This window comes from Achromobacter sp. 2789STDY5608621 (genome assembly GCF_001299375.1).
Classification (GTDB): domain Bacteria; phylum Pseudomonadota; class Gammaproteobacteria; order Burkholderiales; family Burkholderiaceae_B; genus Achromobacter; species Achromobacter insuavis.
In genome coordinates this window covers 77,674-101,042 of record NZ_CYTU01000001.1, presented here as the reverse complement: position 1 = coordinate 101,042, position 23,369 = coordinate 77,674, and the positions used below count along the sequence as shown (strand labels likewise).

Annotated in this window: 21 protein-coding genes; 6 read left to right on the top strand and 15 right to left on the bottom strand. The window is 68.9% G+C overall.

Translation table 11 applies throughout. The annotated features are described in order from the left end of the window. Together AOZ53_RS00475 and bioD are read left to right on the top strand one after the other, a co-directional pair. Window positions 1–458: alpha/beta fold hydrolase (locus tag AOZ53_RS00475; RefSeq protein WP_054486575.1), on the top strand; the 458-nt coding region annotated here is incomplete at its 5' end. Further along, the gene (bioD, locus tag AOZ53_RS00470; protein ID WP_054486574.1) at window positions 455–1,882 is read left to right on the top strand and encodes a dethiobiotin synthase; all 1,428 of its coding nucleotides are present in this window, start codon (window positions 455–457) and stop codon (window positions 1,880–1,882) included. The genes AOZ53_RS00475 and bioD, both read left to right, overlap by 4 nt. 37 nt (window positions 1,883–1,919) lie before the next feature. Here bioD and AOZ53_RS00465 read toward each other — a convergent pair whose 3' ends face one another. Further along, on the bottom strand, window positions 1,920–2,684 hold the full coding sequence (locus AOZ53_RS00465; protein ID WP_054486573.1) for an alpha/beta fold hydrolase: 765 nt from the start codon (window positions 2,682–2,684) through the stop codon (window positions 1,920–1,922). 126 nt (window positions 2,685–2,810) lie between these two features. Between AOZ53_RS00465 and AOZ53_RS00460 the strand changes: the two genes are divergently transcribed. After that, a complete protein-coding gene (locus AOZ53_RS00460; protein WP_054486572.1) occupies window positions 2,811–3,599 on the top strand; it encodes an AraC family transcriptional regulator in 789 nt (262 codons plus the stop codon). A gap of 20 nt (window positions 3,600–3,619) precedes the next feature. Here AOZ53_RS00460 and AOZ53_RS00455 read toward each other — a convergent pair whose 3' ends face one another. From AOZ53_RS00455 to AOZ53_RS00445, 3 genes are read right to left on the bottom strand one after another with little or no spacing between them, the layout of a single operon-like run. Then, a complete protein-coding gene (locus tag AOZ53_RS00455; RefSeq protein ID WP_054477242.1) occupies window positions 3,620–4,459 on the bottom strand; it encodes an MBL fold metallo-hydrolase in 840 nt (279 codons plus the stop codon). Between the two features lie 18 nt (window positions 4,460–4,477). Next, complete coding sequence (locus AOZ53_RS00450) at window positions 4,478–4,768, bottom strand: hypothetical protein (RefSeq protein ID WP_369815827.1); 291 nt, start codon at window positions 4,766–4,768, stop codon at window positions 4,478–4,480. Between the two features lie 43 nt (window positions 4,769–4,811). Further along, window positions 4,812–5,357: a hypothetical protein gene (locus tag AOZ53_RS00445; protein ID WP_054486571.1), complete on the bottom strand. Its 546-nt coding sequence runs from the start codon at window positions 5,355–5,357 to the stop codon at window positions 4,812–4,814. A gap of 140 nt (window positions 5,358–5,497) precedes the next feature. On the opposite strand from AOZ53_RS00445, the gene AOZ53_RS00440 reads away from it, so the two are divergent. Further along, entirely contained in the window at window positions 5,498–6,400 is a 903-nt protein-coding gene (locus AOZ53_RS00440) for a LysR substrate-binding domain-containing protein (protein WP_054486570.1), read from the top strand. A gap of 110 nt (window positions 6,401–6,510) precedes the next feature. Here AOZ53_RS00440 and aceA read toward each other — a convergent pair whose 3' ends face one another. Beyond that, the gene (gene aceA, locus AOZ53_RS00435; protein ID WP_006390545.1) at window positions 6,511–7,830 is read right to left on the bottom strand and encodes an isocitrate lyase; all 1,320 of its coding nucleotides are present in this window, start codon (window positions 7,828–7,830) and stop codon (window positions 6,511–6,513) included. A 322-nt stretch (window positions 7,831–8,152) separates the two neighbouring features. Between aceA and queF the strand changes: the two genes are divergently transcribed. Continuing rightward, a complete protein-coding gene (queF, locus tag AOZ53_RS00430) occupies window positions 8,153–8,977 on the top strand; it encodes an NADPH-dependent 7-cyano-7-deazaguanine reductase QueF (protein ID WP_054431738.1) in 825 nt (274 codons plus the stop codon). 75 nt (window positions 8,978–9,052) lie between these two features. Here queF and AOZ53_RS00425 read toward each other — a convergent pair whose 3' ends face one another. Continuing rightward, window positions 9,053–10,057 carry a cytochrome-c peroxidase gene (locus AOZ53_RS00425; protein ID WP_054431649.1) on the bottom strand — a complete coding sequence of 335 codons (1,005 nt, stop codon included), beginning with the start codon at window positions 10,055–10,057 and terminating at the stop codon, window positions 9,053–9,055. A gap of 182 nt (window positions 10,058–10,239) precedes the next feature. Next, on the bottom strand, window positions 10,240–11,148 hold the full coding sequence (locus AOZ53_RS00420; protein WP_054431650.1) for a LysR substrate-binding domain-containing protein: 909 nt from the start codon (window positions 11,146–11,148) through the stop codon (window positions 10,240–10,242). Between the two features lie 139 nt (window positions 11,149–11,287). On the opposite strand from AOZ53_RS00420, the gene AOZ53_RS00415 reads away from it, so the two are divergent. Continuing rightward, complete coding sequence (locus tag AOZ53_RS00415) at window positions 11,288–12,364, top strand: tartrate dehydrogenase (RefSeq protein WP_054486569.1); 1,077 nt, start codon at window positions 11,288–11,290, stop codon at window positions 12,362–12,364. A gap of 105 nt (window positions 12,365–12,469) precedes the next feature. On the opposite strand, the gene AOZ53_RS00410 is transcribed toward AOZ53_RS00415, so the two are convergent. The 8 genes from AOZ53_RS00410 to AOZ53_RS00375 all read right to left on the bottom strand — a co-directional run. Further along, entirely contained in the window at window positions 12,470–13,756 is a 1,287-nt protein-coding gene (locus AOZ53_RS00410) for an MFS transporter (protein WP_054486568.1), read from the bottom strand. 196 nt (window positions 13,757–13,952) lie between these two features. Continuing rightward, window positions 13,953–14,525, bottom strand: coding sequence for a CDP-diacylglycerol--glycerol-3-phosphate 3-phosphatidyltransferase (gene pgsA, locus AOZ53_RS00405; RefSeq protein ID WP_006390551.1), 573 nt, complete (start codon window positions 14,523–14,525; stop codon window positions 13,953–13,955). Between the two features lie 80 nt (window positions 14,526–14,605). After that, complete coding sequence (uvrC, locus tag AOZ53_RS00400; protein ID WP_006390552.1) at window positions 14,606–16,435, bottom strand: excinuclease ABC subunit UvrC; 1,830 nt, start codon at window positions 16,433–16,435, stop codon at window positions 14,606–14,608. After that, window positions 16,398–17,453 (bottom strand): beta-N-acetylhexosaminidase, encoded by a 1,056-nt coding sequence (gene nagZ / locus AOZ53_RS00395; protein WP_054431653.1) that lies wholly within the window; start codon window positions 17,451–17,453, stop codon window positions 16,398–16,400. The genes uvrC and nagZ overlap by 38 nt, the downstream gene beginning before the upstream one ends. A gap of 43 nt (window positions 17,454–17,496) precedes the next feature. Then, entirely contained in the window at window positions 17,497–17,934 is a 438-nt protein-coding gene (gene acpS / locus AOZ53_RS00390) for a holo-ACP synthase (protein ID WP_054431654.1), read from the bottom strand. Between the two features lie 35 nt (window positions 17,935–17,969). Further along, entirely contained in the window at window positions 17,970–18,710 is a 741-nt protein-coding gene (locus AOZ53_RS00385) for a pyridoxine 5'-phosphate synthase (RefSeq protein ID WP_054431655.1), read from the bottom strand. Then, a complete protein-coding gene (locus AOZ53_RS00380; protein WP_054431656.1) occupies window positions 18,707–20,200 on the bottom strand; it encodes an efflux transporter outer membrane subunit in 1,494 nt (497 codons plus the stop codon). The genes AOZ53_RS00385 and AOZ53_RS00380 overlap by 4 nt, the downstream gene beginning before the upstream one ends. Beyond that, a partial coding sequence (locus AOZ53_RS00375; RefSeq protein ID WP_054486567.1) for an efflux RND transporter permease subunit occupies window positions 20,197–23,369 on the bottom strand: 3,173 nt, incomplete at its 5' end. The genes AOZ53_RS00375 and AOZ53_RS00380, both read right to left, overlap by 4 nt.

Genomic DNA, 23,369 nt, shown 5'->3' with positions numbered 1-23,369 from the left:
GCGAACCGCCGCCCGCCTGCCTGGGATTGGTGGCGATCAACGGCTTCGCCCGCTTCGGCGCGGCCGACGACTTCCCCGAAGGCGTGCCGGCGCGCATGCTGGACCGCATGCTGAACCGGCTGGCGGCGCAACCCGACGCGGTGCTGCGCGATTTCCGCCAGCGCTGCGGCGACGCCGGCGCCTTCGGCGCGCCCCAACTCGAAGCGCTGACGCGCGACCTGCGTATCCTGCGCGACGCCGACCAGCGCGCCGCGTTGGCGACGCTGCCGATGCCGCTGCTGGCGCTGGCCGGCGCGGCCGATCCGATCGCGCCCGCGCCGATGACGACGGCGGGCTTCGGCGCCGCCGCCGACCTGCACTGGCGCGAGGCCGGCGGCCACCTGCTGCCGCTGACCGACACCGACTGGTGCGCGCAGCGGATCCGCGCCTTCCTGGCCCGCGTGGCGCCCGCCGCATGAGCGCCGATCGCCGCAATGCCCGGGTCGGCGCGCGCTTCGGCGCCGCCGCCGCGCGCTATGACGACCACGCCCCCGCCCAGCGCATCACCGCCCAGCGGCTGGCCGATGCGATCGGGCGGCTGCCGCTGCCGCCGCGTCCGCGCATCCTGGAGATCGGCTGCGGCACCGGCCTGCTGACGCAGGCGCTGGCCGCCCGGCTGGGGCCGGCGGACTGGACCGTCACCGACATCTCCCCCGCCATGCTGGCGCGGGCCCAGGAAGGCCCGGCGCTGCCCGGCGCCGCGCGCTACCAGGTGCTGGACGGCGAGCATCCGCGGGACCTGCCGGGGGGCTACGACCTGATCTGCTCCAGCCTGGCGGTGCAGTGGTTCGCCGACCTGAACGGCGGCCTGGGCCGCCTGGCCGGCCTGCTGGCGCCTGGCGGCCACCTGGCGGTGGCGACGCTGGCCGAGGACACGTTCGCGGAATGGCGCGCCGCCCACGACGCCGCCGGCGCGACCGCGGCCACCCCGGCGTATCCGCCAAGCGGGGCCATCCGTCCGGCCATGGCCGATCTGGCCGGTGGCGTGCACAGCGAGCGGCTGATACAAGATCATCCTGACGGCCTGCACTTCCTGAAGGCGCTCAAGGGCATCGGCGCCACCACGCCCGCGCCCGGCACGGCGCCGCTGGGCGCGGCCGCGTTGCGGCGGGTGCTGGCGCAGTTCGACAAACAAGGCGCCACGGTGACCTACCACCTGGCCTACGGAATCTGGAAAAACATGACTGACTCCCCCGCCCAAGGCGTATTCGTCACCGGCACCGACACCGGCATCGGCAAGACCCTGGTCTCGGCCATCCTGGCGCGCGCCTGGCAGGCCGATTACTGGAAGCCGGTGCAGACCGGCGTGGCCGAGGAACCGGGCGACACCGAGACCGTCGCCCGCCTGGCGCAGCTGCCGCCCGAGCGCCTGCACCTGCCGGCCTATGTGCTGCAGGCGCCGCTGTCGCCGTGGGCCGCCGCGCCGCTGGAAGACGCCGAGATCGACGCCACCGCCATCGTGCCGCCCGTCACCCGCGCGCCGCTGATCGTCGAAGGCGCCGGCGGCCTGTACGTGCCGATCGACGACAGCCACATGATGATCGACCTGATCGCGCGCCTGGGCATGCCGGTGGTGCTGGCCGCGCGCAGCGGCCTGGGCACCATCAACCACACGCTGCTCAGCCTGGAAGCGCTGCGGCGCCGCGCCATCCCGGTGCTGGGCGTGATCATGAGCGGCCCGTTGTCGGCCGGCAACCGCGAGGCGATCGAACGCTTCGGCAATGTGCGGGTGCTGGCCGAGATCCCGCCGCAGGACCGGGTCGACGCGACCGCCGTCGAGGCGCTGGCGCGCACGATGCCGCCGCTGGCGGAATGCCTGGCGGCGATGCGCGCCGCGGGTTGACGGCAGCGGACTGCGCGCAACGCCGCGTGCGCCGCGCTCAGTCCCCGGCGACTGTCCGCAGGAAGCGCTCGATGGCCGCCGCCAGCGCCAGCGGCGTTTCATTCATCGGATAGTGCCCGGCATTGGCCAGCACCTCGATCGTCGTGCGCGGATAGCGCCGCGCATAGGTCGCGGCCATCAGCGCCGGCGTGAACACCGGATCGTGCTCGCCCACCAGGGCCAGCACCGGATGGCGGCCGTCGATGCGGTCGCTGAAATCGGTCCCGACCCAGGCGGGCAGATAGGCGGCGAAGGCCATGGCCGAGGAATGCGCGGCGGAATAGGCCGCTTTCCACGCCACCCACGCCGCCGGCAGGCGTCCGCCGGTGCTGCGGTCGATGATGGCGCGGCGCGCGGCCAGGTCATCGGCCGCGCCGTCGAACAGCGAGCGCGTGGCCGTCGCCATGGCGATGCCGCCGCACGGCACCGGGGCCACCGGCGCCAGCGCGCGCACCCGCTCGGGCGCCAGCGCCGCGACCCGCTCGATCGCCATGCCGCCCATCGAATGGCCCACCAGGCTGAAGCGCTCGAATCCCAAGGCGTCGGCCAGCGCCAGCGCATCGGCGGCGATCTCGTCGATCGAATGCTCGCCGGCCACCTCGCGCATGCCGCCGTAGCCGCGATAGTCCATGAAGACGTAGCTGAAGTCCGCGCCCGACAGCCAGGGCTCGATCGGTTCGAAGGCGCGCGCGTCGCCGAACCAGCCGTGCAGCACGATGACGGGATGCGGGCCGTGGCCCACGCGATGGAAAGTGTTGGCCATGTCGGCTCCTGGGGGTCTGGCGATGCGTCGCCGGGGGCAGCGGACGCGATTGGCAATGCCGGCATCCTAGGCCCGGCGCGGCCGGCCCGCCTTCGACATAGGGTCATCCGCTGTAGAATCCGGGCCATGCGCAATACCCTGGTCGATCCCTACGAGGACATTCCGCGCGACGTGGTGGTGACGGCCTGCGACTATCCGGCCGGTCTGACCTTCCCGCCGCACGCCCACCGCCGCGGCCAGTTCGCCTACGCCGCGCGCGGCGCCATCAGCGTGGCCACGCCGACAGGCCACTGGCTGGTGCCGCCGCAACGCGCCTGCTGGGTGCCGGCGGGCATGGATCACCAGATGACCATGGGCGGCGCGGTGACCATGCTCAACACCTTCCTCACCGACGCCGCCGCGCGGGCCTTGCGCCTGCCCGCGCAATGCCAGGTCCGCGCCGTCTCGCCGCTGCTGCGTCACCTGCTCGACGAAGCCGTCGACCTGCCCGCGCTCTACGACCTCGATGGCCGCGCCGGCAAGCTGATGGCATTGCTGGCGGCCGAAATCGCCGCCATGCCGGCGCTGTCGCTGCACGCGCCGCTGCCCGCCGACCCGCGCCTGGCGCGCGCCTGCCGCGCGCTGTTCGCGGCGCCGTCGATCATGGCGGACCTGGATACGATGGCGGCCGCGGCCGGCATGAGCCGGCGCACCTTCACCCGCCAGTTCCGCGCCGAAACCGGCGTCAGCTTCGGCGCCTGGCGCCAGCAGGCCTGCCTGCTGGCCGCGATCGAGCGCCTGAGCCAGGGCCAGCCCGTGACCCGCGTCGCGCTCGACCTGGGCTACGCCAGCCCCAGCGCCTTCACCAGCGCGTTCCGGCGCGTGCTGGGCCAGGCGCCCGGCGCCTACCTGGCCTCGAACGGCCGCGCCGCCTGAGACAACCGGGGCCGTCCTGCTCAGGTTTCGTAGGCGATGCGGTAGCCATCGCCCTGGCGGGCGATACGGGCAAAGCCAGGTTCGCCGAGATGCATGCCGGCGATCAGGAGCCCGTCCGCACTGACGCTGTCCAGCAGCGTCGCGCGCGTGTTGGCGGCCAGGGTCGGATCCTGATCGAATGCAATCGATACGTCGGGGCGGGCGATCTGGATCTGCGGAAAGTGCACGATGTCCCCCCAGATCAGCACACTCCGTCCGTCGGACTCGAGGCGAAAGCCGGAATGCCCGGCGGTGTGCCCTGGCAGGGGCACCGCTTCGATGCCGGGCAGGACCTCGCGGCCCGTGAACGTGCGCATCCTTGCCCGATACGCGCCGAACACCTTGCGGGCGAACTGGAAGTTGCCGCGTGCGCGCTCGCTGGCCCGCGCGAGATGGCCATCGTCTTCCCAGAATGCCACCTCCCGCGCATGCACGACCAATTCGGCCTGCGCAAAGACTTCGCGTCCCGCCGCATCCAGCAATCCGCCAACGTGATCGGGATGCGCGTGGGTCAGCAGCACCATGTCGATGTCGCCGGGTTGCACGCCGGCCAACGCCAGGTTGGCCAGAAGCTTGCCGCCCCATTGCTTGAATCCCCCCGCGCCCGCATCGATCAGCAGCGTGCGGCCCCTGCCCCGGACCAGGTAGCCATTGATATGGATCGCGCCGGGGTCGGAAACGCCCGCGTCGCGCTGCAGCTTGGCGGCATCCTCCGGATCGATGTTGGAAAGCGATTCAAGGGTGGTGGACAGGTATCCGTCGCTGATGGCGGTGATCGAGAACTCGCCGATCCGCAGGCTTGGCAAGGTCATGGGTTGCATGGCGATCCTCCAGGATGCTCAATGGCGCGCATGGATGGCTCCTGCCGCATGGCCGAAGCAGCGGATGCGCGCGGTCAGTTGCGTGGTGCGCTGGATGGTTTCATCCAGCCCCGCCATGAAGGCCTCCATCACGGCGGGCGGGCGGAATGGTTCGAGCCGGAATTGGACTTCCGCGAATACCGGCAGTCCGCGCCCCGGGTGAACCGCCAGGTTGATGATGTGCACGTTCTCCAGCGCCGCGCCGAGCACGTTGACGCACAGTGCTGTGCATGCCTCGGCCAACTCCGCCAGATCGCGGTCGGCCGGCATGCATTGCGCCGCGAAGAAAAATGTCACGTTGGGCATGGCGGCGCTACTTCGACGCATCGCGGCCGGCCCCGCGCGCATTCGTCAGTTGCGCCGTCATCGGCGCATAGCAGTGCACGCCGGGCGGCAATGACGGCGCTTGGACATCCGCGCCACGCGGGCACTGCGCCAACCACCGGCGCCCCGGAGAGTTGTCCAACGCCACCGCGTGCATGGCGGCGGGCGTCAGGCCCAACGCGACCAGCGGCTCGGCGCCGACGTCACTGACCAGCAGGGTTTCGTCCGCGGCAATGGCGGGGGCTCGCGCCAGGCCGGCATAGAGATTGCGGCGCCAGTCCGTGATGTGTGGCTGCCAGCGGGCGAAGTTACCGCCGCCCTTCTGGCGATATTCCTCTCCGAGCAACACCTCGAGCCCGTCGATCGAATGGACGGCGAGGTAGGTCGGGCAACTGGCGCTCAGCGCCTGGAAGCGTTGCGAGGTCCGGAAGCCGCTCACGGAAATGAGCGCGGGCAGCTTTTGCAGGCTATAGAAATCGTTCCACGGCCTTTCGCTGGCGGGGTCCGCGAAACTGCATTCGACGGTGTAGATCATGGGTTCGGTCGCGGCCGGCCACGTGGCGTGTCCGGCTCCTTGGTTGAGGTTTCATCATGGTATGGCCGGAGAAACTCGCGATAAAACGATTTTTCGGTATGCTTCATTGATCAAACGTCAAGCCAAGGCGGATAGTCCCCATGCGCCGCAGGATCCCCAGCAATACTTCCCTAATGGCCTTCGAAGCGGCCGCCCGCCATGGCAGCTTCGCCCGCGCCGCAGACGAACTGGCCGTCACCGAAGGCGCCATCAGCCGCCAGATCGGCCGCCTGGAAGCCTTTCTCGGCGTTCCATTGTTCGAGCGGATCGGTAACCGCGTCCGGCTGCTGCCCAACGGCGCCCGCTACGCCGTCCAGGTGCGCGAACTGCTCGACCGCCTGGACCGGGACAGCCAGTACCTGATCGGGCAACGGCAAGACAGCGCCAACCTCGACATCGCCACGGTGCCCACCTTCGCCATGCGATGGTTGATTCCCCGCCTGCCACGATTCCAGCGGCTGCACCCGAACATCGCCGTGCATCTGGCCGAGCGCCTCGAGCCGTTTGCCCTGGCCGGCAGCGGGTTCGACGCCGCCATCCATTTCGCGCACCCGGCCTGGACAGGAATGCACACACAGCATTTGCTCGACGAAGTGCTGATCCCCGTGTGCCATCCCGCCCTGGTGAAAGGTGATGCCGGCCCGCCGGCCCTGGACGCCCTTCCGCGCCTGCATCGGCGGCAGAATCCAGACGCCTGGCAGCGCTATGCGCGGGAAACCGGTATCCCCCTGGCCAACGCGGCGCTGGGCGTGCGATACGACCTGCATGCCATGTTGATCGAAGCGGCATTGGCCGGCCTGGGCGTGGCGCTGGTGCCGCGCCTCTACGTGGAAGCCGAAATCGCCACGGGCCGGCTGATCGCGCCGTGGCCCCAGGCAAAAACCGTCTCCAAGGCCTTCTGCCTGGTGCTCCCCGAGCCGCTCACGTTGAGCCCGCCCCCTGTCCGAGCGTTTGCCGAATGGATAAAGGAGGAGGCGCGCGAGGCGGCAGGAGTCGGATCCTAGCGCGCCAACCAACCCGCGCGGCCATGCAAAAAAAGAGGGTGCCCGCAGGCACCCTGAATCCACCCTACAACAGCACTACAACTGCAACTGCAAAATCAATCCCGTCCGGCTCAGGCGGCCTTCTGCTCCTTGCCGTGCTCGAACTGCGCTTCCTCGGTCGAGCCGGTCAGCGCGGTGGTCGAGGACTTGCCGCCCTCGATGGTCTGGGTGACGGCGTCGAAGTAGCCCGTGCCCACTTCGCGCTGATGCTTGACCGCGGTGAAGCCCAGGTCGGCGGCGGCGAATTCCTTCTGCTGCAGTTCGACGAAGGCGCTCATCTGGCGGCGGGCGTAGCCGTGGGCCAGCTCGAACATGCCGTAGTTCAGCGCGTGGAAGCCGGCCAGCGTGATGAACTGGAACTTGTAGCCCATGGCGCCCAGCTCGCGCTGGAACTTGGCGATGGTGGCGTCGTCCAGGTTCTTCTTCCAGTTGAACGACGGCGAGCAGTTGTACGCCAGCAGCTTGCCCGGGAACTGGCGATGGATCGCGTCGGCGAACTTGCGGGCGTATTCCAGGTTGGGCGTGGACGTTTCGCACCAGATCAGGTCGGCGTACGGCGCGTAGGCCAGGCCGCGCGAGATCGCCTGATCGATGCCGGCGCGGGTGCGGAAGAAGCCTTCCACCGTGCGTTCGCCGGTGATGAACGGGCGGTCGTTGTCATCGACGTCGCTGGTCACCAGATCGGCGGCATCGGCGTCGGTGCGGGCCAGCAGCAAGGTGGGCGTGCCCATCACGTCGGCCGCCAGGCGCGCCGAGACCAGCTTGGCCACGGCTTCGCGGGTCGGCACCAGCACCTTGCCGCCCATGTGGCCGCACTTCTTCACGGACGCCAGCTGGTCCTCGAAGTGCACGCCCGAGGCGCCGGCCTCGATCATGGCCTTCATCAGCTCGAAGGCGTTCAGCACGCCGCCGAAACCGGCCTCGGCATCGGCCACGATGGGGGCGAAGAAATCGATGTAGCCCTCGTCGCCCGGGTTCTTGCCTTCCATCCACTGGATCTGGTCGCAGCGGGTCAGCGAATTGTTGATGCGGCGCACGACCTGCGGCACCGAGTTGGCGGGGTACAGCGACTGGTCGGGGTACATCTCGCCGGCCAGGTTGGCGTCGCCGGCCACTTGCCAGCCCGACAGGTAGATGGCCTTGAGGCCGGCCTTGACCTGCTGCATGGCCTGGTTGCCGGTCAGGGCGCCCAGCGAATTCACGAAAGGCTCGCTGTGCAGTTGCTCCCACAGGCGGGTCGCGCCGCGGCGGGCCAGGGAATGCTCGACGGCGATCGAGCCGCGCAGGCGGATGACATCCTCGGCGCTGTAGTCGCGCTTGATGCCCTGCCAGCGGCTGTTCTCGGCCCAGTCTTTCTGCAGATTGCGGATTTCGGTTTCGCGGTTGCTCATGGTCATGCTCCTTGGTCTATGGCTGAAAAGGCAAGAAAACTTCGGGGTTGCATTGCGTGAATCGTTGGAGAAAGTCTATGCCTGTGCTGCGGAGCAATGTGGCCGCGCCTCTTATATAAGAGGAAAAATATTATTTCTATAAATCAACAAGTTATTTCGATCATTCCGCATTACGGAACGCAATTGTCATCCGTGAAATGCCCTTGCGCGGCGGCGCAGCACGAACTTTCACATGCCGGGAGCGGCGTTTCATGATGCGAAAAATGAAGCGTTCGTGACCGCCTACAATGCGGTCATCTCCACGTTTTCCGACGACCTTTCCATGACGCTGTCTCACGGCCCGCTGGGCCAGAGCGTGACCTACGTCTCGCAATACGACCCCTCGCTGCTGTTCCCCATCGCCCGCGCCCACAACCGCGAGGCGCTCAACCTGGCGAGCGGCCCGCTGCCATTCACCGGCGTCGACCTGTGGAACGCCTATGAGTTGTCCTGGCTCGACGCCAAGGGCAAGCCGCGGGTGGCGATGGCCACGTTCTCGGTGCCGGCCGACAGCCCCAACATCATCGAGTCCAAGTCGTTCAAGCTGTACCTGAACTCGTTCAACCAGACCCGGCTGGTCAACTCGGCCGCGTTGCGCGGCCGGCTGGAGCGCGACCTGAGCGCCGCCGCCGGCGCCCCCGTGGGGCTGGACTTCATCCTGCCGCAGCGCTTCGGCGAACTGCGGATGGGCGAACTCGACGGTATCTATATAGACAAGCTCGACATCGAGATCGACACCTACGAGCCGGCGCCGCAGCTGCTGCGCAACCGCCCGGGCGACGTGGTCGAGGAAACCCTGTGCTCGCGCCTGCTGAAATCCAACTGCCCGGTGACCGGCCAGCCCGACTGGGCCAGCGTGCAGGTCCGCTACCGCGGCAAGCCGATCGACCGCGAGTCGCTGCTGCGCTACGTGATCTCGTTCCGCCAGCACGCCGAGTTCCACGAGCACTGCGTGGAACGCATCTTCACCGACATCATGCAGGCCTGCGCGCCCGAGCAACTGACGGTCTATGCGCGCTACACGCGGCGCGGCGGGCTGGACATCAACCCGTGGCGCAGCAACGTCGAGACGACGCCGCCGGCCGACGTGCGCACGGTGCGCCAGTAAAAAAGCAGGCGTCGTCCGCCCCGAGGCGAACGACGCCCTTCACAGGCGGCGCCCCCGACGGCGCCGCCCCCCTCCCTACTTCACGAACGGCGCCGGCCGCGGCGTATCGTCCGCCGATGGCGGCAGCAGCGGATACTGGATCGCCGGCTGGTCGCCCGTCAGCGTCTTCAGGAACGCCACGATCTGCGCGTTCTCGTCCGGCGTGAAGGTGCGGCCCAGCTGCAACCGGCCCATCACGTCCACCGCCTGCGTCAGCGTGGCGGCCTCGCCGTCATGGAAGTACGGATAGGTCAGCGCCACGTTGCGCAGCGTCGGCACCTTGAAGTTGAAGCGGTCGGCATCCTTGCCGGTGACGGCGGCGCGGCCCTCGGCCTTGTTGTCGGTCTGGTACGGCGCCACCAGCCCCATCTTCTGGAACGAGTTGCCGCCCACCGCCACGCCGTTGTGGCACGCCACGCAGCCGCTGTTCTTGAACAGCGTGTAGCCGGCCAGCTCCTTCACCGTCAGCGCCTTGTCGTCGCCCTTGAGCCACTGGTCAAAGCGCGAGTTCGGCGTCACCAGCGTTTCCTCGAAGGCGGCCAGCGCGCCGGTCACCTCGTCGATGGTGATGTCGTCCTTGCCGAACACCTGCTTGAATTCGGCGCGGTAGCCCGGAATGGAATTGAGCACCTGCACCGCCAGTTCATGGGTGGAGGCCATTTCCATCGGATTGGCGATCGGGCCGCCGGCCTGCTCGCGCAGGTCCTTGGCGCGGCCGTCCCAGAACTGGGCGATGTTCAGGCTGGAATTGAGCACCGTCGGCGAATTGATCGAACCCTGCTGCCACTTGTGGCCGATCGACGCCTTCAGGTTGTCGGAGCCGCCCATGCCCAGGTTGTGGCAGGAATTACAGGAGATCGCGCCGGAGCGCGACAGGCGCGGGTCGAAGAACAGCTTCTTGCCCAGCTCCACCTTGGCCGGGTCCTTGATCACCGCCGCCTCGATCGGCTGGATCGGTTCCTGCCGCGGCGCGCCCGACGCCTGGCCCGCCCACAGCGCAATGACGACACCCGCCGCGAGCATCGCGTGCTTCTTTCTCATGGCTTTCTCCTGTTGAATAACCTTGTCGTTCTCAAGGTCATTACAGCGGAGCGGGCCGCCAGGCGGCTTGCGATGCGTCAAGCGCGCCGGCGCCCTGCCGCGCCCCGCCATGGAGGCTTGACCTGACGCAAACCGGGCAGGCCGGCCTGTCGCCGCGCGGTGTCCGGCGCGGGGTTCAATTGTCAGACGCCAGCATCCAGCTGGCGCAGATGCGCCTCCAGGAAATCCACGCACACCCGCACCTTGGCCGAGGCGTTCAGCCGCGCCGGGTACACCGCCCAGATGTTGGCCTCCTGGCGGTACTGCGGCAGCACCGGCACCAGCTTGCCGGCGGCGATCAGCGGGCCCACGTCCCAGGCCGACCGCAGGATGATGCCGCGCCCGTCCACCGCCCACTGCACCACCATCTCGCCATTGTTGGCCGATAGCGGCCCGCGCACCTTGACGGTGTGCTCGCGCTCGCCGCGCCGCATGCGCCAGACGCCGAAGGGATGGTCGCGCTCCTTGATCACCAGGCAATCGTGCGCCGCCAGATCGTCCAGCTTGCGCGGCGCGCCGCGCTCGGCCAGGTACGACGGCGCCGCGCACAGCAACCGGTGATTGGCCGCGAGCTTGCGCGCGATCACGTGCGGCGCGATGTCGTCGCCGACCCGCACGTCCAGGTCATAGCCCTCGGCCGCCACGTCGACCAGCCGGTCGAACACCTCGAAGCGCACCTGCACCGCGGGATGGCGCGACACGAACGCCGACAGCGCGGGCGCCACCACCCGCCGCCCGAAGCCGAAACTGCTGCAGATGCGCAGCAGCCCACGCGGCTCGCGGCGCGTGACGCCGACCTCCTCGACCAGGTGATCGACATCGTCGAGGATGCGCTGGGCCCAGTGGTAGACGCGCTCGCCCGCCTCGCTCACCACCACGCGGCGCGTGGTGCGGTGGAACAGCGGCGTGCCAAGGCTGGCTTCGAGCAGCCGGATGCGCTTGGTGACGTAGGCGGCCGACATGCCCAGGTCTTCGGCGGCCCGGGAAAAGCTGGAGGCGCGCACCACCGCGTTGAAGACGCGCAGGTCGGCGGGCAGCAGGTCATTATTCATGATTCGTGCATATTCATTTCACGCGACGGGTCATTGTAGATGGACTGTAGGCACGCCTACCATGGCTGCCATCCACCGCAACGCGCCCGATGGCGCGGCGCGGGACGCCCTTTCCCCTTCCCTTTTCAGGTCCCTCTCCATGTCCCACGTCCACAAAATCGCAGCCATCGCCGGCGACGGCATCGGCAATGAAGTCCTGCCCGAAGGCCTGCGCGCCGTCCAAGCCGCCGCCCGCCGCTTCGGCCTGACGCTGCAGATCGACACCTTCCCCTGGGCCAACTGCGAGTACTACGCGCAGCACGGCGAGATGATGCCGGCGGACTGGAAGGAACAGTTGCAGGGCTACGACGCCATCTTCTTCGGCGCGGTCGGCTGGCCCGCCACGGTGCCGGACCACGTCTCGCTGTGGGGCTCGCTGCTGAAATTCCGCCGCGAGTTCGACCAGTACATCAACCTGCGCCCGGTCCGATTGTTCGAGGGCGTGCCCTGCCCGTTGGCCGGCCAGCGCCCGGGCGACATCGACTTCTTCATCGTGCGCGAGAACACCGAGGGCGAATACACCAACCTGGGCGGCCGCCTGTTCTCCGGCACCGAGCGCGAGATCGTGATCCAGGAATCGGTCTTCACCCGCCACGGCACCGACCGCGTCATGCGCTACGCCTTCGAGCTGGCCAACCGCCGCCAGCGCAAGCAGCTCACCATCGCCACCAAGAGCAACGGCATCGCCATCAGCATGCCGTGGTGGGACGAGCGCGCCGACGCCGTCGGCCAGCAGTATCCGGACGTCAAGACCGACAAGCAGCACATCGACATCCTGGCCGCGCGCTTCGTGCTGCAGCCGCAGCGCTTCGACGTGGTGGTGGCGTCCAATCTGTTCGGCGACATCCTGTCGGACCTGGGCCCGGCCTGCACCGGCACCATCGGCATCGCGCCGTCGGCCAACCTGAACCCGGAACGCGCCTTCCCCTCGCTGTTCGAGCCGGTGCACGGCTCGGCCCCGGACATCTACGGCAAGGGCATCGCCAACCCCATCGCCATGATCTGGTCGGGCGCGCTGATGCTGCAGTTCCTGGGCAGCCAGGACGCGCACGACGCCATCCTGGCGGCCATCGAGCACTGCCTGAAGGACGGCCCGCGCACGCCCGACCTGGGCGGCCAGGCCCGCACCGAGGACATCGGCCGCGCGATCGCCGCCCATATCGAGGCGCGCGGCTGATCCGGCCGCGACCAGCGCCCCTTTGCGGGCGACGGCGGATCCGCCGCGCCCAAGAAAAAACGCCGCCCGAGGGCGGCGTTCTGCTTGATGCGACGACGCTCGGCGTCAGGAACGCGCCGGCACCGCGGCGGCGGGATCCGCCCGGCGCGCCTGCACCGCGATCCACTGCGCCAGCAGCGCGGCGGCGGTGAACGCCACGCCCGCGCCGATCCACGGGCCCTGGCGCAGGCCGGCGTCCAGCAGCAGGCCGAAGGCCAGCGGCCCCAGCGCCGAGCCGACGTCCATGCCGGAATACACCAGGCCATAGACCGAGCCGGTCGAGCCCTTCGGCGTCACCCGCCGGATCAGCATGTCGCGCGAGGGCGCGGCCACGCCCGAGCAGAAACCGGCCAGCGCCACCACCGGCGCGGCGAACAGCGCCGGCACCAGGCCCAGCGCCAGCACCACCAGCGTCAGGCCGGCCAGGATCAGCGCCACCATCACCGTGCGTTCGGTGCGCGGATTGGCCGACACCAGGAAGCCGCCGGCCGCCATGCCCACCGCCGACGCCACCATGTAGCCGGACAGCGCCGAGCTGGCCGCCACCTTGGACAGGTCGTACAGCTGGCCCAGCAGCGGAATGGTGTAGTTCTGCACCGACGACAGCGCGATCGAGGTGCAGGCGAAAAACAGGAACGCGCCCCACAGCGCCGGCTTGGACAGCAGCGTGGCCAGGGTCGTCAGCACGCCCTCCTGCGGCTTGGGCGCGGCGCGCGCGCCAGCCTTGGCGTCGTCCGCCTGGGCCGGCTCCGCGCCGCCCAGCAGGTGGCGGCCCAGCACGGTCAGCAGCAGCACGAAGGCCACCAGCGCGGCGGCGCTGTAGGCCGCCACGCGCCAGTTGGCCAGCAGCGTGATCGAGGTCATGAACACGGGCGTGAGGGCCCAGCCCAGGTTGCCGGTCAGGCCGTGGGCGGAAAAAGCGTGGCCCAGGCGCGGCGCCGTGATGCGGTGGTTGATGATGGAATAGTCGGCCGGGTGGAATACCGAATTGCCGATGCCGCCGACCACGGCGGCCGCCATCAGCATGGTGTAGCCGGTGGCCGAGCCGATCAGCAGGCCCGACAGCACGAAGCACGACAGGCCGAACCACAACACCGGCCGCGCGCCGATGCGGTCCACCACGAAGCCGGACGAGGCCTGGCCGATGCCCGAGACCACGTAGAAGGTCGACACCAGCAGGCCGAGACGGGCGAAATCCAGCCCGAACTCGTTGCCGAGCGACACGTACAGCGACGGCAGGACCAGTTGGAAGAAGTGCGACGAGGCGTGGGCCACGCCGATCAGCAGGATGATCTGCCAGTCGCGGCGGCGGACGGCGGCGTCCGAGGCCAGGTTGGATGCAGCGGTAGTCATTGCGCAAGGCCGCGGGCAGCGGCGAAAGGCGGCCGCCCCGGGGCGGCTCGCGGGTTGTCTCCAGCAACGTCCGGCCTGGCCGGCGTTGTCCCTGTGGCGAATGCGGCGCATGGCCGGGCCGGTCGCGGTCTTTGCCCCGCCGGCATCGCTCTTGGTCTGTCCCGACGGCCCCGGGCGCGAGCCGGGCCGCCGTGGTTTACTGCGCTTTCTCGCGGATCGCGGGCCAGGCGCGCTGCAGGTAATACAGCATCGACCAGACCGTCAGCACCGCGGCCACGATGATCAGCACGTCGCCCAGCATCTTGGTGGAAATGCCGTGGATCGGCTGGTTGTACAGCAGGCACGGAATCGCCACCATCTGCGCGGCGGTCTTGAACTTGCCCAGCCGGTGCACCGCCACGCTGGCGCTGGCGCCGATCTTGGCCATCCACTCGCGCAGCGCCGAAATGGTGATTTCGCGGCCGATGATGATGAGCGAAATGAAGGCGTCGACGCGGCTCAGGTCCAGCAGCACGATCAGCGCGGCGCAGACCATCAGCTTGTCCGCCACCGGATCCAGGAACGCCCCGAACGCCGACGTCTGGTTCCAGCGGCGCGCCAGCCAGCCATCGAACCAGTCGGTCAGCGCGGCGATGATGAACGCCCAGGCGGCGAAGGTATCGCGCACCGGCACGGACAACCAGCTTTCAGGCAGGTAGAACAGCCCTACCACCAGCGGAATCATGGCTATCCGCAGCCACGTCAGAATTATGGGTACGTTAATTGGCATAGTGTCCGTATGCTACATCAGCCGGGTTGCACTGGCTGTCTCGCGGCCGCCGGACGGCCGTGAAACGGGCGTTCCGGGCCTTATCCGCGCAGCGCCTCATAGATCCGTTCGGCCAGGTCCTCGGAAATCCCGTCCACCGACGCCAGATCCTCGATACTGGCCGACGCCACCCCCGAAAAACCGCCGAAACGGGCCAGCAGGCGCTGCCGCCGGCGCGCCCCGACCCCTTCGATCTCCTCCAGCCGCGACACGTTGCGGGTCTTGGCGCGGCGCGCCCGCATGCCGGTGATGGCGAAACGGTGCGCCTCGTCGCGCACCTGGGCGATCAGCATCAGCGCGGCCGATTCGCCGCCCAGCGCCACCGGCGGGCGGCCGTCGGCGAATACCAGGGTTTCCAGGCCGACCTTGCGCCCTTCGCCCTTGGCCACGCCCACCAGCGCCTGGATGTCCAGGCCCAGCTCGGCGAACACCTGGCGCGCCACCTCGACCTGGCCCTTGCCGCCGTCGATCAGCACCAGCCCGGGCATCTGGGCCTCGCCGTCGGCCACCTTGGCGAAGCGCCGCGTCAGCACCTGGCGCATGGCGGCGTAGTCGTCGCCCGGCGTGATGCCGGCAATGTTGTAACGGCGGTACAGCGACGGCTGCATGTCGTGGTGCTCGAACACCACGCAGGAGGCCTGGGTGGCCTCGCCGGCGGTATGGCTGATGTCGAAGCACTCGATGCGCAGCGCGTCCAGCGCCGCCTCGTCGGTATCCAGGTCCAGCGTCTCGGCCAGCGCCAGGGTGCGGGCGGCGCGGGCGCCGGATTCGGTCAGGGCGCGGGCCAGCGCCATCTCGGCGTTCTTGACCGCCTGCTCCAGCCAGGCGCGGCGGGCGCCCTGCGGCCGGGTCAGCACGCGCGACGGACGGCCGCCGGCCTGCTCCACCAGCAGGTCGATCAGGCCGGCGTCGGGCAGCGCGTGCGAACAGACCAGCACCGGCGGCAGCGCGTTGTCGGTGTAGTGCTGCGCCACGAAGGCTTCCAGCACCTGCGGCGCGGCCTCGCCCTCGGCATGGGTCGGGAAGAACGGCTTGTCGCCCAGGTGGCGTCCGCCCCGCACCATGGCGAGGTTGACGCAGACCTTGCCGCCGGCGATGGCGACCGCGACGATATCGGTGTCCTCGCCGCTGACGTTTTCCATGGTCTGCTGATGCAGCACCCGCGCCAGCGAGCCCATCTGGTCGCGCAGCGCGGCGGCTTCCTCGAAGCGCAACGCCTCGGCGGCCTCCAGCATGCGGGCCTCGATCTCGCCCATCACGTCCTTGGCCTCGCCGTTCAAAAAGCGCACCGCGCGCTGCACGTCCGAGGCGTAGTCCTGCGCCGCGATGGCGCCGACACAGGGCGCCGAGCAGCGCCCGATCTGGTGCAGCAGACAGGGCCGCGAGCGGTTGGCGAAGACGGTGTCCTCACAGGTCCGCAGGCGGAACACCTTCTGCAGGATCTGGATGGTCTCGCGCACCGCCCAGGCGTTCGGGAACGGGCCGAAATACTGGCCGCGCTTGTTGGTGGCGCCGCGGTAATAGGCGATGCGCGGCCAGTCGTGGCCGGTGATCAGCAGGTACGGGTAGGACTTGTCGTCGCGGAACAGGATGTTGTACCGCGGCTTCAGGCTCTTGATGAGGTTGTTTTCCAGGATCAGCGCTTCGGCTTCGGAGCGCGTCACCGTGACCTCCAGCCGCGCCACCTTCGCCACCATCTGGGCGATGCGCGGGCTGGCCAGGTTCTTCTGGAAATACGACGAGACGCGCTTTTTCAGGTCGCGCGCCTTGCCGACATACATGACCTCGCCGGCCGCATCCAGGTGCCGGTAGACACCCGGAAGATGCGGCAGGTCAGCCAGGAACGATTTGAGATTGAAGTCGTCGGGCATTCTGGTAACGGCTTTCGGCCTGCAGGGAGTCCCAGTCGAGCGCGTCGAAACGCGGCATCAACCGGCGGATGCGGGCCACGGACTCGGGCGCATGGTCGAACTCGAGCCGCGCCAGCAGCTCGTCGGCCAGGTCGGGCCGGTTGCACACCAGCACCATGTCGCAACCGGCGCCGAGCGCGGCCTGGGCGCGCGCCAGGATGTCGCCGGCGACGGACGCGCCTTCCATGGTCAGGTCATCCGAGAACACCACGCCATCGTAGCCCAGGCGGGTGCGCAGGATGTCCTGCACCCAGCGCCTGGAGAAGCCGGCCGGATGCTTGTCGACCTTGGGGTAGATCACGTGCGCCGGCATCACCGACGGCAGCACCGCGTCGCCCAGCCAGGCGTAGGGCGCGGCGTCGTCCTTCAGGATGCGTTCGAGCGGGCGCGGATCGACCGGGATCTCGTGGTGCGAATCCGCGCCGACGAAACCGTGCCCCGGGAAATGCTTGCCGCAGGCCGACATGCCGGCCAGCGCCAGGCCCTGGATCAGCGCGCGCGACAGCATCGTCACCACCCGCGCGTCATGGTGGAAGGCGCGGTTGCCGATCACCTTGCTGACGCCGTAGTCCAGGTCCAGCACCGGCGTGAAGCTCATGTCCACGCCGCAGGCGCGCAGTTCGGCGGCCAGCACGTAGCCGGCCTCGGTCGCCAGGCGCATGGCGGTCAGCGGATCGCGGTCCCACAGCACGCCCAGGTCGCGCATCGCCGGCAGCGGCGTGAAGCCGTCCTCGCGGAAGCGCTGCACCCGGCCGCCCTCGTGGTCGACCAGGATCAGCAGGCGCTCCTTGCGCGCTTTGTGGATCTGGCGGGTCAGCTCGGTCAGCTGGCGGCGGTTCTCGAAATTGCGCGCGAACAGGATCACGCCGCCCACCAGCGGGTGGCGCAGGCGCTTCTTTTCTTCCTTGGTCAGCACGGTGCCGGCCACATCGACCATCACGGGACCGGGCGGCAGCGCCCGGGATTTCTTCTTGGCCATCGGCGTGTCCTTCTGTCTGTGTCTTGCAGGCCGGCCCGCGGGCTCAGGGCTTGCGTTCGACCACCACATAGGCGGCGGCCATGTCGGATTCATCGGTGATGGAAACGTGCGCGGCGCCGAAGCGCTGCACGTACCATTCCAGCAGTTCGGGCGCGATCACCAGCACCGGCCGGCCGCCGGGCGCGTTCAGGGTCTGCACCCGGCGCCAGGTCATGGGCATGCGCATGCCCAGCCCCACCGCCTTGGAGAAGGCTTCCTTGGCGGCAAAGCGCGTCGCCAGGAAGCGCACGCCGCGCACCGGGTCGCGGGCGCGGCGGGCGTGGAACTTGGCCAGTTCCTCGGGTCCCAGGATCTTCTCGGCGAAGCGGTCGCCGTGGCGCGCCAGGGCGCGCTCGATGCGGTCGATGCGCAGCAGGTCCATGCCGATGCCGCCGATGGCGGCCGGCGCGGGGACGGCGGGAGGGGCTTCGGGCTGGGACATCGCTGCGGCGCCGTGGGAAGGGATCGGGCCCGGGCTCAACGGCCGCGCAGCGCTTCCAGGCGGGCCTGCACCATCAGCGCCTTCATGTCGCGCACCGCCTTTTCCCAGCCGTCGAACACCGCCTGCGCCACGATGGCGTGGCCGATGTTGAGCTCGGAAATGCCGTCCAGCGCCGCCACCGGCTTGACGTTGCCGTAGTGCAGGCCATGGCCGGCGTTGACGCGCAGGCCATGGCGCAGCCCTTCGGCCACCGCCACGCGGATGCGCTCCAGCTCGGCCAGGGCGGCTTCGCCCTCGGCTTCGGCGTAGGCGCCGGTGTGCAGCTCGATGACCGGCGCGCCCGCGCGGGCGGCGGCTTCGATCTGCGCGGGGTCCGGATCGATGAAGAGCGACACGCGGATGCCGGCCTCGGCCAGCAGGCCGACGGCGTCCGACACCGCCGACATGGCGCCCGCCACTTCCAGTCCGCCCTCGGTGGTCAGCTCGGTGCGCTTTTCCGGCACCAGGCAGACGTCATTGGGCTTGACCGCGCAGGCGATCTCCAGCATCTCGGGCGTGACCGCGCATTCCAGGTTCATGCGCGTGCGCAGCTGCGGCCGGATCGCGTAGACGTCGGCGTCCTGGATGTGGCGGCGGTCTTCGCGCAGATGCAGCGTGATCAGGTCGGCGCCGGCGTCCTCGGCGCGCAGCGCCGCCGCCACCGGGTCGGGATAGGTCGTGTGACGCTGCTGCCGCAGGGTCGCGACGTGATCGATGTTTACACCAAGTTCTATCATTGCACTTTCGTTGTTTCTTCCCAGCCGCCGCCCAACGCCTTGTAGAGTTCCACACGGTTGATCAGCGCGGCCAGGCCGGTTTGCACCAGCGCCAGCTGGGCATTGAAAAAGTCCACTTGCGCGGTCTGCACCTGCAGGTAGCTGTCGACCCCATTGGTATACCGCAGATTCGACAGTTCCAGGGTGCGCGCCGACGAATCCTGCAGCGCGCGCTGGGCGTCCAGCTGCGCGCCATAGGTGGCCTCGCCCGCCAGCGCGTCCGAGACTTCGCGGAACGCCTGCTGGATGGTCTGCTCGTACTGCGCCACCGCGATATTGTCGCGCGCCTTGGCGAGATTCAGGCCTTCGCGGATGCTGCCGCCCGCGAACAGCGGCGTGGTGATCGACGGCGAGAAGCTCCAGTACCCCTGCCCGCCCTTGAACAGCGTATCCAGCGACGGGCTCGACACGCCCAGCAGGCCGGTCAGCGAGATGGTCGGGAAGAACGCCGCGCGCGCCGCGCCGATGTTGGCATTGGCCGACTTCAGGTTGTTCTCGGCGGCCAGGATGTCCGGACGGCGTTCCAGCAGGTCGGACGGCAGGCCGGCCGGCACGCTCGCCAGCAGCTGGTCGCGGCCGAACGGCGCCGGCGCCGGCAGGTCATCGGGCAGCGGCGTGCCCAGCAGCACCACCAGCGCGTTGATCGCCTGCGCACGGGCGCGGGCCAGTTGCGCCAGGTCGGCCGAGGCCGTGTCCAGCAGCGACTTGGACTGGTTCAGGTCGAGCTCGGACGCCACGCCGCCGTCGAAGCGGCGCTTGACCAGGTTGTAGGATTCCTGGCGCGAGGACAGCGTGCGCTGCGTCAGTTCCAGCTGGACCTCGGCCGCGCGCAGGTTGAAATACGACTCGGCCACCGACCCGATCAGCGTGATGTGCGTGCTCTTCTGCGCCTGCTCGGTCGACAGGTACTGCTGGTATGCCGCTTCCGACAGGCTGCGCAGCCGGCCGAACAGGTCGATCTCGAACGTGGTCAGGCCCAGACCGGCCTGGTACGAGCTGCTGATCGAGGTCGAATCGGGACCGCCCGGGCGCATGTTGCGCGGCAGGTGCTGGCGCTGGCCCTGGATGCCGGCGCCGATGCTCGGCCACTGCGCGCCGCGCTGCACGCCGTACTGGGCGCGCGCCTCTTCGACGCGCTGCACCGCCACGCGCAGATCGCGGTTGTTGACCAGCGCCAGTTCGATCAGGCGCTGCAGGCGCGGATCGTGGAAGAACTCGCGCCAGCCCAGGTCGGCGGCGGCCGTGGCCGCCTGCGGCGCCACCGCGGACGCGGGCTGCGTGCCCAGCGTCATCGGATTGGCATACGCGCCGTACTGCACCTTGGGCTGGTCCGGCCAGTTGCCGGAGACCGGCGCGTCGGGACGCTTGTAGTCGGGCGCCAGCGAGCAGCCGGCCAACGCCACCGCCACGAAGGCGGACAAGGCGGTCTGTTTGAACATCAGGGCGCTCATTCCTTGCCCTCCTGGCCACCGTTGGGTTGTGCGGGAGCGTCCGGCGGGGTCTGCCCCGCGGCCGCCTTCTTGGCCGCCTGCTCTTCCTCGAAGGCGCGCAGCTCGGCGCCCAGCAGGCGCGGCTTGGTCTTGAACAGGCCCAGCACCACGACGAAGAAGGTCGGCACGAAAATCACCGCGAACGGCGTGGCGGCCAGCATGCCGCCCAACACGCCCAGGCCCACCGCGCGCTGGCTGGCGGCGCCGGCGCCGGTGGCCATGGCCAGCGGCACCACGCCCAGGATGAAGGCCAGCGAGGTCATCAGGATCGGCCGGAACCGCAGGCGCGCGGCTTCCACCGCCGCCTCGTAGAGACCCATGCCGCGCGCGTACTGGTCCTTGGCGAATTCCACGATCAGGATGGCGTTTTTGGCCGCCAGCCCGATCACGGTCACCATGCCCACCTGGAAGTACACGTCGTTGGACATGCCCAGCGCGCTGACCAGCGCCACCGCGCCCAGCATGCCCAGCGGCACCACCAGCATCACCGAGATCGGGATGGCCCAGCTTTCATACAGCGCGGCCAGCACCAGGAACACCACCAGCAGCGACAGGCCCATCAGGATCGGGGCCTGGTTGCCGGCCTGGCGCTCCTGGTAGGACAGCCCGGTCCACTCGTAGCCGAAGCCCTGCGGCAGCTGGCCCACCAGCTTCTGCATTTCCTCCATGGCCTGGCCGGTCGTGTAGCCGGCCGCGGCGCTGCCGCCGATCCGCATGGATTCGTAGCTGTTGTAGCGCACCACCTGCACCGGGCCTTGCGACCACTTGGCGGTGACGAACGTCGACAGCGGCACCATGCCGCCCTGCGCGTTGCGGGCGTTGAGCTTGAGCACGTCGGACAGCTGCATGCGGTACGGCGCATCCGCCTGCACCCAGATGTTCTGCATCCGGCCCAGGTTGGGGAACTTGCTCAGGTAGGCCGAACCGACCGCGGTGGAAATCAGCGAGGCGGCCTCGTCGAAGTTCACCCCCAGCGCGGCGGCCTTGTCGCGGTCGATATCCAGCGTCAGCTGCGCGCCGGCCGACAGGCCGGTGATGCGCACCTGCGACAGCACCGGGCTCTTCATCGCCATGCCCATCAGCTGGCCCGTGGCCGCGGCCAGCGCGTCGGTGCCGGCCGAGCCGCGATCCTGCAGGCGCAGGTCGAAACCGGTGGCGTTGCCGAGCGACGAGATCGCGGGCGGCACCAGCGTGAACACCATGGCGTCGTGCACCCCCATCAACTGCTTCTGGAAGGCATTGAACGCGATGGCGCCGGCGGAATCGCCCTTGCCCTTGCGGTCCTTGAAGTCCTTGAGCGTGGTGAAGGCGATGGCCGCGTTCAGGCCGTTGCCGTTGAAGCTGAAGCCCTGCACGGTAATGATGTTCTCGACCGCGGGGATCTGGCGGAAATAGGCCTCGACCTCCTCGATCACCTCCACCGTGCGGTTGGCGCTGGCGCCCGTGGGCAGCTCGATGTTGCTGATGACGTAGCCCTGGTCTTCTTCCGGCAGGAACGACGACGGCAGGCGCAGGTACAGCCAGCCCAGCAGGATCACCAGCACCAGGAACGCCAGCATCATGCGGCCGCCCTTGTGCAGGATGCGCGAAACCCAGTTCTGATAGCCGTGCGTGGTGGCGTCGAACTTGCGGTTGAACCAGCCGAAGAAGCCCTTCTTGTCGTTGTGGTGTCCCTTGGGCACCGGCTTCAGGATGGTCGCGCACAGCGCCGGCGTGAAGGTCAGCGCCAGCAGCGCCGAGAAGAAGATCGACACGGCCATGGCCACCGAGAACTGGCGGTAGATCACGCCCACCGACCCGCTCATGAAGGCCAGCGGCAGGAACACCGTCACCAGCACCAGCGTGATGCCGATGATGGCGCCGCTGATCTGCGGCATGGCCTTCTTGGTCGCTTCCTTGGGCGGCAAGCCTTCGGTCGCCATGATCCGCTCGACGTTCTCGACCACCACGATGGCGTCGTCCACCAGAATACCGATGGCCAGCACCATGGCGAACATGGTCAGCACGTTGATGGAGAAGCCCAGCCCCAGCATCACCGCGAACGAGCCCAGCATGGCCACCGGCACCACCAGCGCCGGGATCAGGGTGTAGCGCACGTTCTGCAGGAACAGGTACATCACCAGGAACACCAGCACCATGGCTTCGGCCAGGGTGTGCAGCACCTGCTCGATCGAGACCTTGACGTAGGGCGCGGTGTCGTAGGGGATGGCGTAGGTGATGTTGCCCGGGAAGTACTTGGACAGCTCATCCATCTGCTGGCGCACGCCCTGGGCGGTGGCCAGCGCGTTGGCGTCCGGCGACAGCACGATGGCGAAGGCCGCCGTCGGCTTGCCGTTCAGGCGGGCGCCGAACTGGTAGTTGTCGGCGCCGACCTCGATGCGGGCGACGTCGCGCAGGAGCACCTTGGAGCCATCGGTGTTGGCGCGCAGCACAATCTTGCCGAACCCCTCGACGGTGCTGAGCTGGCCGTTGGCCACCACGGTGGCGGTGATGCGCTGCGATTCGGGGTTGGGCGGCGCGCCGATGCTGCCGCCGGACACCAGCACGTTCTGCGCGGCGATGGCCTGGTTGACCTCGGCCATGCTCAGGCTGAAGCCCACCAGCTTGGCCGGATCGACCCAGATGCGCATGGCGCGCGGCGCCGCGAACAGCTGGAACTGGCCCACGCCGGACACCCGCGACACCGGGTTCTGGATGTTGCGGGTGATGTAGTCGGCCAGCGCCGTCTGGTCGAGCGAGCCGTCGGTGGACGACAGCGTCACGATCATCAGGAAGCCGGTACTGGTCTGCTCGTACTTCAGGCCCTGTTGCTGCACCGCGGAGGGCAGTTGGGCGATCACGTTGGACACTCGGTTCTGCACGTCCACCTGCGCCAGGTCGGGATCGCGCCCGGGCGCGAAAGTGGCGGTGATGGTCGAGGTGCCGTAGGAATCGCTGACCGACTCGTAGTAGATCAGGCCCTTGGCGCCGTTGAGCTTGTCCTCGATGATACTGGTGACCGATTCGGCCACTTCCTTGGCCGACGCGCCGGGATAGGTCGCGGTGATGGTGATGGCCGGGGGCGCCACGTCGGGATACTGCGATACCGGCATGTTGGGGATGGCCAGCACCCCCGCCAGCAGGATGAACA